Consider the following 14396-nt stretch of genomic DNA (forward strand, 5'->3'; position numbering starts at 1 on the left):
TCATAATCAATCTAATTCATCGGGAGAGTTAACAAACATTTCTTCAGCTAAAGAAAGTATTTTCTCCCTAAATATTATCTTATTAATCCATTCCTTTGGGATTCCTGAGAGACCATACAGTGCACCTGCCAATTGTCCAGCGGTTGCGGCAACACTATCGGCATCATCAGCCAAGTTTGCCGCCAATAGAACAGCATCTTTGAAGTTATTAGTGTTCCAAACTGCCCACAATGCAGCCTCTAATGTGTCGATGACATATCCTGAGGATCGGATTTGATCTCTACTCTTCTCTTTATACTCTCCGGCATTGATAAGAAGCACACGAATTGACGTAGACATAATGTGAGGGGAGAAGCTCTCCTTTTTGTTATAGCCATTTAGGAGATAATGGAGTATCACATTAAAAAAACGACAACTATCAATTGATTCAGCAGCACCGTGTGTAGCCTGGCTTTGCATTGCTGCGTCTCTCCAGCCTTGTATAAACGACTTTCGCCGAAAAATTGCTACTGGTGCATGGCGAATCAGAGCTGCATTTCCAGCAGTATCAGGAGAAGTGTTTCCCAACCAATCGGAGCCATGAAGGATAAATTGTTCAAGAGCGTAACGTGTTGTATTACCTATGTCGAAACATATGCCATTGGAACTATTAGTTCCTTTTTTATACCAGCTAACAAGCTTTTGCCGAAACAGGTCAATATTGCATCTTTTATCTTCCGCGTACGTTTCAGCCAAGCATAATGCCATTGACGTATCATCAGTCCACTCTCCCGGATTGAGGCCGAATGGACCCTTGCCAACCATATCTTCTACATGCGCTTTGTCTCTGGGCATAAACTCCAATGTTGTACCGATTGCATCTCCAACCGCCAGCCCTATCAGAGCACCCTGGCATTTATCCAGCACCTCAGAGTCCGATATTTTTTGTGGTAATGATTTAATCCATTCGGGTTTACCAGACTCTTCAATTTTGCCTCTTAAAGGTTTAGGATCAAGAGACATCCGGTTCATCAGTTGCCGTGAGGCCTGAGGCGTTAAATGCGCATAACGTTCCGCATAAATAAACAGCTCAAAATCATCGGCCCTAAGATCAATAATCATAACTCCTTATAGCCCAACAGCGTTTTACCACCGCCGTCTACCCTATACACCACATTAAATTGAGTACCTGGTGGGTAAAAAACTTCAGTTTCGTGAGGACAGAAACTGTCTACGGGAACGAGGTCACTCCAGAATATTTCTGAAAGGCACCAATTTAATAATATCCTGGTTAGGTCTCTAATTCAGGTGCCAGCCCCCTCCCCACATACTGAAGGGGAGCGTGGGGGTGCTAATCAGGCATTTTCAATGTGGAATGAGGAAAGAATAATTTCAATACAGCGTTTATTCGCTTCATAACAATAATCTTTATGAGTACGATGCCTGCCAACTAATTCTGCATAGCACCAGAGTTCCCCCACACTAAAAATAAAGCACTGATAAAAAGCACGCATTTTTTCTTCAGGGCTTACAATCTCTCCCACACAGGTAGCGAGAGTTTCTCCAAAGGCGGTGTTGAACTCGTTCGGAATAGTGCTCAGAACATCGGTCGTCAGCGTAACGGCAGGCTCGTGATCATGAAAGCGTTTAGTGGAAACGCTAAAGACATCCTGCGCTGTAAATAGCATCTCTTGTGAATAGAAGCAGAGATTAATCACGCCGGAGTTAACATCCTTGAATGTGTGTTCAATTACCAGACGCGTTTCAGTCAGCTGCTTAACCTGCCAGGACTCAGGGATTTCAAAACCACTGCTATTATTGTTACTCAGACTAACTGTCTGCAGCAGTTCTGCAATCGCAAGGTTACTGCGATGCATCAAATCCCAGTTAACCACAGTGAAATAAATATCATTTGCCAGTGCGGGATAATCTCGTGATGCACAGGCTGCCTTGATTAAAAAATAGTTTCCACCACTCTCTTCAGGGTTGTAGTCCTTCTGAACGGTATAGCGTGAAATAACTTCATCACCTGAAGAGTGAATTTTAAGAGTAAGTACATCTGCAAAAATTCCGCTACCGGCTGGATGAACAATCAATCGTCGATTCAGTACCTTCTCACCCATTAACTCCAACTTATTAAACAACCAGTCTGCAGGATTCATCTCCCACTGACAGCGTTCATAGGCGGCCCAGACTTCCATGTAAGGTTGATTGTCATTGGACACATAACGGCCAATGTTAGTCAGGCCGACTTCTTCAATAGGTTGTGGTTTCAGCTCTGCGGGCTTGACCCGCTTTGGCAGGATCACCCAGTAATGAAGCATTTTCTTGTCAGCGGAGGTGTACTGACACTTCCAGTAGTTTGCTTTAGCTTCTTCATCGCTATGGTTTGACACTATGGGGAAGGCATAATTATTCTCAGTATTCATAAAACCTCTTTAACTCAGACCGTGCTGCCAAACCAGATGCCATAAAACATAAGAACGCATCCAAACGATGCGATAGATTTTGCAAGTACACGTAGTCTTGCCCCATATAAATCACCAAACGATAACAATTTTGAGTAATTCTCAGCAGTGTTATAACGATGATGAAAACGCATGATAAATCTGAACATGGCAAAGAGCATAATAACAAACAATTTTGAAATCAGCACCGTCACAACAGAAGCGGGTATAATCACCGATAGCGCCCGTGCACTTTCTCTGTCTATCAAATGTAAATATTTTGACACTCCCACAAGAAGGAGCACTAAAACAAAAGCACCAACCAGCACGGCGAGAAATTTCATCAAAAAAGACAGCCATTCCTTTTTTGAGAAAACATCTTTTCCATTCCAGATGTAAATAAAAGTAATAACAATAAAAAGAATAAAACCTGACCATTTCATTTTTCAGCTATCTCCATGAATTTAATCGCCGATCAAAACAGTAACACAACCGGTTATAATTGTCCCATCGCCACTTTCTGGTTCAGGTGCCTTGATAACTTCATCATCACCATACAAAGAGTCGAAGAAGTCCAGAATGGGCTTAAACGCCACTTTTAAACTCGCATCGCCTTTCAGACCAATTAGCGCCGCTGCTCCACCTGTAACCCTGACATTCGCTGAAGAGTCTGTGGTATCCCAGAAAAGACTGCCACCACCAGACAACCCCACCGAACCTACGCTGGCATCTGCTTTAGCCTCTCCTGAAACGATGCCGAGGACATCAATATTTCCTGAAACCTCACCTTTTACCCCCTTTGCTTCTGCCCCCCCCTCAAGTGTGAATCCGTATCGACCTTTGTTGCCACTATAAACTTCACCAACGGCTTTGGCCTCCGCCGTACCAATGGTCACATCTCCTGCAACACCGCCATACAACGTTCCTTCTTTCCCTGCAGCGGTGGAACCTCCGTACTGTATACCTGTCGCGGTCGCATTCGTATTAAAACCATAAATATCGTCACCACCTCCATATAATGAACCGGTGGCATTGGCGACGGCGACCTTAGTACGCATCTCTCCTCGCAAGAGATCCTGACTTTTCATATTGCCCAAGGTAATATCTGATAACGCAAAACCAGCCGATGCGGTATCAAAATCTCCGTTGAGGTTTTTATCTTCAAGACTGGCGTAGACACCCAGTACGCGAGCATCATAAATATCACCGTGAAGCATGCCATCTTCACTGGTTTTTTTTGCCAGTGAACCACCCCAGTACTGAGGATTGGCAGGTTTAGGCCCGGCTGGCGCAAGTGAGCCACTGGCATTACACTGCGTCTTATCCCCTTTGCGGGCCAGCGGTATGCCGTTTACGAAAACGGTGCCAGAACCACCGACAATCAAACCGCTGCCATGACTTGAACAGGATAACGTGTCGCCTTTTCGGGCTGCCGGAAACCCTCCGATAATGACATCAGGACTCCCTGATTGTATTGGACCAGTATGTGCGCTGGTATCAATGGTCGCTCTGGCGGCAGGCTGTCCCATGATTGTGTTCCCTCTGTTGAAAATCAGCTGTTAATTTTAACCACAGCGCCTTTGATATCCGTCATGTTGGCTCCACTTATATTTACTGTGTCATTCGCTTTAAATTCGGCATTTATTCCGCCACCCAGTTTCGTTATTTCAGTTCCTTTGAAGGATGCTTCGCTAATACTTTCCGCTTTAAGCGTGCCCTCAGAGACGATAATTTCAATGGCCGAGGGTGTGATGAGAATATAGTTATCATTCACCTTCAACTTAATAGAGGCAGTCGCTTCCAACAGTGCATTACCCTCTTTATCCATGGTCAACACAGTCTGATTCTTACCGACATTTATTCTGTGCTGACTTCCTGTATTACTGGTTGAATTCACCCCTGTGTTTACATCCCGGTTACGTTTGACCGTGACATGCTCATCCTGTCCGATGTTTTTTTTACGGTCCACACCGACGTCGTGCGTCTCACTGTGTTCAATCTCTGTATCCATATTTTTTTCAGCATGAATCCAGATCTGTTCTTGCCCTGCCTTATCCTCAAATCTAAGAACATTGGCATTATCTTTGTGTCCATCTTTGCTACGGCTATAAAAGCCCATCTGCGTCGCCGCCGCTGGCAGCGTCCAGGGTGGCATGCTTGCATCGTTGTAGACCCGGCCGATGATCAGTGGGCGATCCGGATCGCCATTGATAAAGTCCACCACCACTTCATCCCCGACTCGTGGAATCTGCACTCCGCCATAGCCCTGACCGGCCCAGGCGCTGGAGACGCGTACCCAGCACGAACTGGTGTCGTCACCTTTTGCCAGCCGGTCCCAGTGAAACTTCACTTTCACCCGGCCATAGCGGTCGGTCCAGATCGATTCACCTTTTGGTCCCACCACTTTCGCAGTCTGCGGGCCGTGCGTTTTAGGCCACGGCGTTCTGGGTGCTGTACGCCATGTCAGATTGGAAGGCAGGACGATGAAATTGATATTGTGCGAGGCGGTGACATCACCGCTGGCATAGTTGTTCTCTTCAAAGCGGTACTCCGCCGCCGTGGTCAGATACTCGCCGTTGTCACTGAAATGCGGTGCGTTAAGTATCGTGAAGGTGTAACCCGGCGCAATACCCGTTGCCGTCCCGCTGCCACTGACGCTGTGATGCTCCACTTCCCATACTTCCTGGCGGATGCGGGTATAGAAATCACCGTGGCTGTGATCAACAAAATGCCCCGGCCAGTCGTACACATCTACCGTACCCGGCGTGGGTGCAACCGGATTCTGCCGTGCCTGCAACATCCAGGCATTCGGTTTGCGGAAGTCATAATCATCAGTGCTGTACAAGCCGGGTGTCACGCTCTCTGCCAGCGACCACTGGCTGATCCCCTCTTCTGTGGTGCTGCCACCTGAAGGGGTAACATGGTAAGGAATGGTTTCGTAGCCACTGAACGACTGATGTTGATCCGCCGCATCACATAACACCAGAGTATGTTTATCGGATTCGTGGCGGAACCAGTAGTAGATCCCTTCCAGCTCCATCAGGCGGCTAATGAAATCGAAGCTGCTCTCCTGGTACTGCACGCAGTACTCCCACACCCGATAGCTGCTGGTGAGCTTTGACTCGACGTTGACGTTGTACTCCTTCAACAGCGTCTGCACGATCTGCGGCACCGTCTGGCTCTGGAAAATACGCAGGTTACGATCACGCTTCATCGGCCACAGGTCCGGCTCGACGGTCAGGGCGTAGACCGCATAACGCGTGCCGTTTAGTTCCTCACTGCGTACGGCCACACGGGTGATCTTGCCGTTGATGTAGCGTGGTGTAAGCAGGTTTTGCGTCGGCAGCGTAAAGGTTGCCGCTTTACCCAACAGGGCATGGCGATCGATGCGGGCATCGGTCGACAGCAGTTCCGCCTGAAGGGTGAAGGATTCCGACAAGGCTTCACGCCCGCTGAGTTTCCAGAACAGCAGGCCCTCCGTGGGCAACTGTACGGTGATGCGTGAGAACATAAGTAAATCCCGGAAAATAATTAACTGTGAGGATCGAGCAACCAGACACCTTCCGCGCTGATGGTAAGTGTCTGTTCACGTGCGCCGTTATGGCTGCTGATCGAGAAGGTGTAGTTGCCCGGTGCCAGTTGCAGGGCGGCAAAACCATTTGCCGCTGGCACCAGCGCTTGCTGTTTGCCGTTGACCTGCACCTGCTCACCCGGTTGCAGCCGGATATAGACCTGCGCAACCGGAGCCGGTGGCGGGACGGGTTGTGCTTCACGCTGTGCCGTCTGGACAGGTGCCGGAGCAACCGGTTTTTCAGCCGGAACCGGTGCCGGTGACACAGGCGCAGCAACAGGCGTGTTGTTCGCCTGCACCGGAGTATCGTCACTGCCCCCTGCCATCATTAAACCCACGCCCAGCCCCACCAGCACACCCGCAGCGACCAGACCTGGCAGCGCGAAGCGGTGTTGCATAAAACGTTTCGCGGATGATGGCGGCGCATCGGTTTCCACCTCTTCGACCGGCACCAGCATGGTGCCGGGACCGCTGATTTTGGCCGCAATTAACGGTTCTGGCTCACGCTCGGGCAGCGCTATCAATTCCGCAAACGCATCGATGTTTTGCGGACGGTCCTCGGCTTTCAACGCCAGCGCCTTATCAACTGCACTCAGCAGCGCAGTGGAATATCCGGCGGGACGACGTTGTGCCAGTGGCTGATAGTTGTCTTCGATACTGCGTACCACGCTGACCGGCGGCGGTGCGCCGGTGATCAACGTATGTAGCACGGCACCCAGGGCATAGATATCGGTCCAGGCCCCCTGCTCGCTTTCATCGTTGTCGCTGTACTGCTCAATCGGCGCAAAGCCGGGACGCAGCATGGTCTCGCTTTCATCGGATAGATTGCCGATGGTTTTACGGGCCGAACCAAAATCGAGCAGCACCGGCTCGCCGTTACTCAGGATCTGGATATTATCCAGCGAGATATCGCGGTGCAGATAACCGGCGTCATGAATGGTTTTAATCGCCCCGAGTAGCGGCGGTAACAGGCGACGAATCCAGGCTTCGTCAATCTGCTGCGGATTACGCACCCGCAGATTCGACAGCGTGGTGCCGCTGTAAAACGCCGTACCCATATAGGCGGTGTCGTTCTGTACCCAAAAGCGCAGGACGTGTAACAGGTTGGGATGATTGAATCGCGCCAACAGGCGAGCTTCCTGAATAAAGCTGTTCAGCCCGGCGTGAAAGGTTTTGCTGAAACGTTCGCTGCGCAGCACCAGGTTCAACCCTTCGCTACGCACTGCCAGCGAGGCAGGCATAAACTCTTTGATGGCGATATCGCGTTCCAGTTGATGATCCCAGGCGCGATAGACAATGCCAAAGCCGCCGCCCCCAATGACTTCTTTGATCTCAAACTCATTAAACCGGTAACCCAACGGCAAAGCGTTGGGGACATTGAGGTGATTATCGTGTTCCGACATAGACGAAAACTCTCTGATAACGAACGGCTTTAGACATCAAACTGGCAAACAAACTCGCCCTGCTCACAACGCACCAGCACCCGGCGGTAACGTTCATCGCGGGCATGGGCGCTGAGCAACATCTGGCTCATTTGCGGCAACAGGGTATTGGTGAGAATGGCATCGACCATGCGGCCGCCGGATTCCACCTCGGTACAACGCTGCACGATCTGGCTGACCACGGCATCGTCGATATCTGCCGCGATACCGTGGTTCTCCTCCAGACGGCGCACGATGCGTGCCAGTTGTAACCGGACGATTTGCGCCAGCATCGCATCGCTTAATGGGTAGTACGGCACCACCAGCAGGCGTCCGAGCAGCGCCGGAGGGAATACCTCCAGCAGTGGCTTGCGCAGTGCGGTGCTGAGTGCGTCAGGTTCGGGCAGCAGTTCCGGATCGGCGCACAAGGCGCTGATCAACTGCGTACCGACATTGGAGGTCAGGATGATGATGGTGTTACGGAAATCGATATGGCGTCCTTCACCATCTTCCATCCAGCCTTTGTCGAACACCTGGAAGAACAACTCATGCACATCCGGGTGCGCTTTCTCGATTTCATCGAGCAGCACCACGCTGTAGGGACGACGGCGTACCGCTTCGGTCAGTACCCCACCTTCGCCATAACCCACGTAGCCCGGAGGTGCGCCTTTCAGGGTGGAGACGGTGTGCGCTTCCTGGAATTCGCTCATATTGATGGTGATGATGTTCTGCTCACCGCCATACAACGACTCGGCCAATGCCAGCGCGGTTTCGGTTTTCCCTACGCCTGAGGGGCCGCACAACATAAACACCCCGACCGGTTTGTTCGGGTTGTCCAGACGTGCGCGTGAGGTGCGCACGCGTTTCGCAATCAGATCCAACCCATGACGCTGACCAATCACGCGCTGGTTAAGGGTCTCGGCCAGATTCAGTACCGCATCGATCTCGTTCTTGACCATGCGTCCTAGCGGGATACCGGTCCAGTCCGCAACAACAGCGGCTACCACGCTGGCATCTACGGCGGCAAACAGCAGCGGCGCGTCACCCTGCAATTCACGCAGTTGCTGCCGGGTGGCGTCCAGCTCACTACGCAGCGCCGTTTCATCTTCACTAACACAGCGTGCACGTAACGCGATAAGTTGATCCACCAGCGCACGCTCCTGCTGCCAGCGCGCCGTCAGCGCATCACGCGTGATGATCAGTTCCGCACGTAACTGCGCAATTTCTTGCTGGCGCTCAGGGGCACCCAGCCCTACTTTTGCCTCGCGCTCGGCAATTTCCGCTTCAATATCGAGCGCCGCCAGACGATGCAAACAATCTTCCAACGCCGGAGGCTGCGCCCCCTGGCTGACCGCTACGCGTGCACAGGCGGTATCGAGCAGCGCAACCGCTTTATCCGGTAACTGTCGTGCCGGGATATAACGATGCGACAGTTTGACCGCTGCGCTGACCGCTTCATCCAGCAGCAGCACCTGGTGATGCTTCTCTAGTGCACTAACGGTGCTGCGCAGCATCTGGATAGCTTTGGCTTCATCCGGTTCCTGAACCTGTACCGTCTGGAAACGGCGTGTCAGTGCCGGATCCTTCTCGATGTATTTTTTGTATTCCGCCCAGGTGGTGGCACCGATGGTACGTAACTGGCCGCGTGCCAGTGCCGGTTTCAGCAGGTTAGCGGCATCTCCTGTGCCCTGCTGCCCACCTGCGCCCACCAGGGTATGGATCTCATCCACAAACAGCACGATGGGGGTAGCGCTGGACTGCACTTCGTTGATCAACGCTTGCAGACGCGCTTCAAACTCACCCTTCATTCCGGCCCCGGCCTGCAATATGCCGATATCCAACAGCCAGAGTTGCACCTCGCGCAGCGGCACTGGCACATCTCCTGCGGCAATGCGCAGTGCCAGCCCTTCCACTACCGCCGTCTTGCCGACGCCAGCTTCACCGGTCAGCAGCGGGTTGTTCTGGCGACGGCGCATCAGGATATCCACCATCTGCCGGATCTCTTCATCGCGTCCGGTCACCGGGTCAATACGACCTTCACGCGCTTTTGCGGTGAGGTCCTGAGCGTACTGCGCCAGGGTGCTGCTGCCTGCTGCTACCGGGGCAACGGCGACGTCAGGCTGTGTCAGCGCCTGTTGCGCCTCTTTGCTGTTGCCGAGCAAGGCATCGAATTGATCCATCAGGGCATCGACGTTAATGCGCGCAAACTGCGCTGAAATACCTTTCAGCACACTGGCGAGGCTGTAGGTCTTGAGCAGACCGATCAGCAGATGACCGCCACGAATGCGGCTGGCTCCGTATTTGAGCGAGGCATACACCCAGGCGCGCTCTACGGCGCTGTCGATGTGCTCGGCAAGATCGGAGACAGCACTCGCACCGCGTGGCAGACGGTCAAGTGCCGCCACGATATCTCGCGTCAGCGCGTTTTCATCCAGTGAAAAATGGCTGATTACCTGCTGTAAGTCACCGTCCTGTTGCTGCATCAGTTGATGCAACCAGTGCACCAACTCGACATAGGGATTGCCGCGCAGCTTGCAAAAGGCGGTGGCGCTTTCCAGCGAGGTAAATAACAGCGTGTCCAGTTTACCGAATAGCACGGCTCGGCTGATTTCTGACATATCGAATCTCTGTAATAGAAGAAGCAGGCTATGTGACAGGAAAAGGCGATGGGCTAGCGCGAGGCAGCCTCAACGTCAAAAACGAAATCTTCACGATCAACAGGCTGGGACGGTTGCCCCAACCAACTGGTGTAACCCAGTCGGGCGCTACCGCCGAGAGTGGCGCCCTGAACCTCATTCGCAGCGAGGATCAGGCTAAGATCCCACTGCATTTCAATGCCAAGGTAGTGCCGCACCCAATCGCGCACTTCACACGCCCCCCGACCATCAGGCAGAAAACGGGCGTATTGATCGGCGGTGAGTGGCCCCAAACGCAGGCGGAAACGGTGCTGCACATCGCGCACCGCGACACCGAGAAAAGCCGACTCACCAAGACGCGGCATATGCCGTCCGGCAGCCAGACGCGCCTGATCGCGGCTATCCAGCGTCAGCCACTGCGGTTGGTTCTGCTCCAGTCGTACCGGAACACCAAAGTAGAGCCGCAGAATCCGCACCAGACCTTCCGCATCGTGTCCGTGGCGGCTGAGGTGCCCCACCAGCATCAGGCGCGCGTGCAGGCTGAGCGAGCTGGCCTGTTGCTGGGCCGGAAAACCGATCCCGGCCAGGCACGCCAGATAGTGCTGAAAACGTTGGTCGTCGCCGCGATCGAGAGACGCGGTCGGCTGCGCATCCGCCCAGGCGCGATAAAATAGCAAGGTGGCACGGTGATGAAACAGGTCAGCAAAGGCCGCCAGACTGTGATCCTGATGGTGGTCGATACGTTCGCGCACATACTCGGTCAGGTGCGTAGGTAGCGGGCCGTTCGGGCCAAACAGGCCAAAGCTGTAGATGGCGACGGCATGGCGACCATCTGTTTCGCGCTCACGCACCGAGGCGAGAGTGGCGGGTGCGAAGGTCAGGGATGGCTGCTGCCCGATGCGCAGGCTTTCGAACCTGGGCAGCGGTGCACGCCCCAGTGCATAGCGCTGGCCGCTTTGCGCATTTAACCGACGCAACAACTGGAACAGGTCATAGCGCCAGGGTGCCGCCATCACCGCAGACCAGAAATCGTCCGGTAGACGGCTGGCGCGCGACAACGGGATAATCTGCGCGACCTCACTCATAGCAGTGCCTTCTGACCCATACGTGGCGGCCAGTAACCGATTTCGCCGCGTTGCTGGCTGCGGAGGGTTAGTTCGGTAAAACTGTTTAACGCCACCAGGCGCGAGAAGACCCGCTCCAGTACGCTGCCAAACAGCCACGGACTGGCCCCGGAGAACACCTGTTCATCTACCTCCAGCGCAATGCTGACCCCACGTGCAAACACCACCGGACCCGGTTCCGGCACCCGACGATGCACCGCGCTGAGCTGGCAATGGCGAATGCCCTCGATCTGGCGCGCCACTGGCGCTTCCGCCAGATTGGCGTACAGACTCAGCAGCTGACGCAAGGCGGCAGCTCCCTCCCCATTGGCGCTGTCCATCAGGCTCAGATAGTTCATTTGCAGATGACTGATCAGCCGCCAGGCGGATAATCCTTCCGCCAGCGCCGGACGCGGCGGCGTTGGCCCTTTACACAACGTCAGCTGACCTACCGGGATCGAATCCGGCATCACGAACTGGCCCTGTTCCTGTTGCAGCAGCATCAACGGTAAATCGCGGCTGGTACACATCACCTCGGCGGAGAGGTAACGCATATCGTCGCGCCACGGCGTATGGTGTTCATCCACCAGCGAGAGAAACACTTCAGAACCGATATAGCCGGTGCGGGTGCCATAGCGTTGCGCGTGTTCCGATAGGGTGCGCTGCTCACGACGCAGGGAAAAATACGCACCGTAGTCACCGTTATCCGCGCTGAAGGTACTCCAGAAAGGGCGGAATACCTGCTCCTCGCGCTGCCCTTCCACGGTGGCGAACAACCGTTGTACCGAATGCACTTCGTAATCCAGCGGGCGGATATTATCCACCACCAGATGATATTCATGTTGGCTGTCGCTGACCTTTAGCCGCTCTGCCATTTTCGGGAACAGGTTAATCACCGGCGTGCAATGCAACGCCAGATGGCTGCGATCGACCACGCTCTCCAGTTCAGCATCGGCTTTATCCAGCAGAATGAGGATGTCGAAGGCTTTGGCGTTTTCGCAACGGCGCAGGAACGCCGCCAGTTGATGCAGGCTGATAAACTGAAACCTTGCCGGAAAGGCAAAGTATTCCTGCAACAGACGATAACCGTCGAAGTTACGCAGATCGTCCGGCAGCAACGCCTGTTCAGGCGCAAAACCCTGTTGTTGCAGCGCGTTATCGGCCAGCATCTGGCGCTGCGGTTGCGGTTCCACCGATTGCAGCACGATGCCGACGCGGTGTTGCATCAGCAGCTCCAGTAACCTGAGTGCCTGAATATCCGGACCGCTGAGGTAGAGCATCAACTCATCCGCCGTCAGTTGGCTGAGCGACGCAACGCCTTCACACTCAATCCGTATGCGCAATGCGCTGGCCGCACCCAGACCGCTTAACTTCAGCTCACCCAGCGGGATGTCACCGGGTACGCCGCCGAGCGTCACATCGCTGATGCGCAAAGGATGCAACATCACGTCATGCGCTGTGGTGTAGCTACAGGTGACGCCCGATTTCTTCAGGCTCTGGCTCTCCATCATGGTGCCACGCGGCACCCGAAAACCGTTGCTGATGTCCCCTTTGCGGCTATCCGGCGTGAGCTGGGCAATCGCCATTGAGGGGGTTGGTGCTAAATAACCCGGCGCAATCATCTCCAGCAGCCGTTGCGAAAAGCGCGGAAATTCCGCATCCATTTTCAGTTGAACACGCGAGGTGAGAAACGCAAAACCTTCCATCAACCGCTCGACGTAGGGATCGGCGATATCAATGCCGCGCATTCCCAGTCGTCCTGCCACTTTGGGATAACGTTCGGCAAACTCAGCGCCCATCTCACGCAAATACGCAAGCTCACGGTTGTAGTAGTCGAGCAGTTTGCTGTCCATGATTACCCCGCATCCTGTAGTTCGAAATGGCCGTTCTCAAGATCGACCTGGGTACGAAACAGAAACTCCAGCGGATAAGGCACGCACCACAGACGACCTTTGATCTCAATCGATAGCACGTTGTGCAGGTCGAGTGCGGCCAGATCGCTGACGCATCGCACCTGCAAGCCTTGCGGCAGAATGCGAGGTTCGAAATGCAAAATGGCGTTGGTCATTTTGCGCTGGATGTCCTGCCATTCGATATCAGACATATTTTGTCCGGCCAGCGGCGCAACACCGAAATTCCATACCGATCGCTGCACCTCGCCAAACGGGCTGAGATCCTGCTGGGCTTCGTTATTGATGGTGTTGAAGAGCCACTGCAAATCGCGCAGCACATGGCGACGGAGCGTGTTGTGAGTGATCAACACGCTGTTGCCCGGTTCGGACCGTTTGTCCGGTGCATCATCGGTCAGGCGATCCAGCAGCGAGGATTGCAACTTGTCGCGTGAGGTCAGCGTGTCGCGGTTTTTCCGCGCACGATGGCCGCCATGCAGCTGAGCATAGCCGTCTTCACGACTCATAAGCTGGCCCGATGTGGTTAAAGGTGAGGTGCTGAAGTGCCAGCAGCGGGAATTCCGCGCTATCGCTCAGCCAGACTTTCTGGCCCAGGCCGATAAACTGGTTGTCAACGTTACCCAGCGGACGCCATTCGGTGACGCTGGCACGGAGCCAGGACTCATCGGCCTGGGCCGGTAAAGGATAGCGCGCCGGAATCTGGCATACCTGTTCGCTGCCATCCACCAGTTGGATCAGCGTATGACGCCACACCAAGTCGGTTACGCTGGTCGGTGACTGAAACTGCATCTCCCGGATGGCGGCAAACGGCACCCAGTAATAACGGCCATTGACGATGGCTTCACATACCGGACCAAAACGGCTGTCGCCATCCATCAGCCACGGGAACGCCACTGACTGATCCTGCTGCTCCAGCTCGCCGGGATTGGACTCCGCATCGTCCAATGCTTGTTGACGCAGGGTGGAACCCTGTGCGAAGTCACCGACGGCTTCCGCCTGCAACGCCGCCAGCAGGGTTTCACACCATCTCCAGGCACTGCCCGGCAGTTGCGGTTGCGCCTCGCCGCGTAGCACCGCCGCACGCTGCAACTCCCCGGCAATGGCCTGTTGCAACAGGGTGACGGTGGGTTGTGCCTGCGGGGTGAGCGCCAGCCAGGATTGCAGTTGTGTCTGCGCGCGCGTCCAGTTCCCCGCCAGGCACAGCAGTTGGACAAAGGTGGCACGCAGATCGGCATCGGAAGGATTCGCCTGAATCTGCGCCGTGGTACGGGCCAGATTCTCCGCCAGTGATGCACCAGCCAGACGCTGTTGTAACGATTCCATGCAAGC

11 protein-coding genes are annotated in these 14396 nt (G+C 54.2%); all 11 read right to left on the reverse strand.

Going from position 1 to position 14396, the window contains the following annotated elements; all coding sequences use genetic code 11:
• Positions 1-6 precede the first annotated feature (6 nt).
• The 11 genes from tri1 to AC6I8W_RS13350 all read right to left on the reverse strand — a co-directional run bounded on the left by tri1 (position 7) and on the right by AC6I8W_RS13350 (position 14390).
• Positions 7-1098, reverse strand: a complete 1092-nt coding sequence (gene tri1, locus AC6I8W_RS13300) for an ADP-ribosylarginine hydrolase Tri1 (protein WP_497838188.1) — start codon at positions 1096-1098, stop codon at positions 7-9.
• A 236-nt stretch (positions 1099-1334) separates the two neighbouring features.
• The gene (locus AC6I8W_RS13305; protein WP_497835390.1) at positions 1335-2408 is read right to left on the reverse strand and encodes a hypothetical protein; all 1074 of its coding nucleotides are present in this window, start codon (positions 2406-2408) and stop codon (positions 1335-1337) included.
• Positions 2409-2422: 14 nt separating this feature from the next.
• Positions 2423-2869, reverse strand: a complete 447-nt coding sequence (locus AC6I8W_RS13310; RefSeq protein ID WP_497835391.1) for a hypothetical protein — start codon at positions 2867-2869, stop codon at positions 2423-2425.
• 21 nt (positions 2870-2890) lie between these two features.
• A complete protein-coding gene (locus AC6I8W_RS13315) occupies positions 2891-3955 on the reverse strand; it encodes a PAAR domain-containing protein (RefSeq protein WP_497835392.1) in 1065 nt (354 codons plus the stop codon).
• A gap of 23 nt (positions 3956-3978) precedes the next feature.
• Positions 3979-5937, reverse strand: coding sequence for a type VI secretion system Vgr family protein (locus AC6I8W_RS13320; protein WP_497835393.1), 1959 nt, complete (start codon positions 5935-5937; stop codon positions 3979-3981).
• 20 nt (positions 5938-5957) lie between these two features.
• Positions 5958-7400, reverse strand: coding sequence for a serine/threonine protein kinase (locus AC6I8W_RS13325; protein ID WP_497835394.1), 1443 nt, complete (start codon positions 7398-7400; stop codon positions 5958-5960).
• 29 nt (positions 7401-7429) lie between these two features.
• A complete protein-coding gene (gene tssH, locus AC6I8W_RS13330; protein ID WP_497835395.1) occupies positions 7430-10036 on the reverse strand; it encodes a type VI secretion system ATPase TssH in 2607 nt (868 codons plus the stop codon).
• Between the two features lie 53 nt (positions 10037-10089).
• The gene (tssG, locus tag AC6I8W_RS13335; protein WP_497835396.1) at positions 10090-11139 is read right to left on the reverse strand and encodes a type VI secretion system baseplate subunit TssG; all 1050 of its coding nucleotides are present in this window, start codon (positions 11137-11139) and stop codon (positions 10090-10092) included.
• A complete protein-coding gene (tssF, locus tag AC6I8W_RS13340; protein WP_497835397.1) occupies positions 11136-13010 on the reverse strand; it encodes a type VI secretion system baseplate subunit TssF in 1875 nt (624 codons plus the stop codon). Before tssF ends, tssG begins: the two co-directional genes overlap by 4 nt.
• Positions 13011-13012: 2 nt before the next feature.
• Positions 13013-13573 (reverse strand): type VI secretion system baseplate subunit TssE, encoded by a 561-nt coding sequence (gene tssE / locus AC6I8W_RS13345; RefSeq protein WP_497835398.1) that lies wholly within the window; start codon positions 13571-13573, stop codon positions 13013-13015.
• Positions 13563-14390 (reverse strand): type VI secretion system accessory protein TagJ, encoded by an 828-nt coding sequence (locus AC6I8W_RS13350; protein WP_497835399.1) that lies wholly within the window; start codon positions 14388-14390, stop codon positions 13563-13565. Before AC6I8W_RS13350 ends, tssE begins: the two co-directional genes overlap by 11 nt.
• Between the last annotated feature and the right edge of the window lie 6 nt (positions 14391-14396).

The sequence above is a fragment of the Pantoea sp. X-Soil-TKNS-1211 genome, from assembly GCF_059730495.1.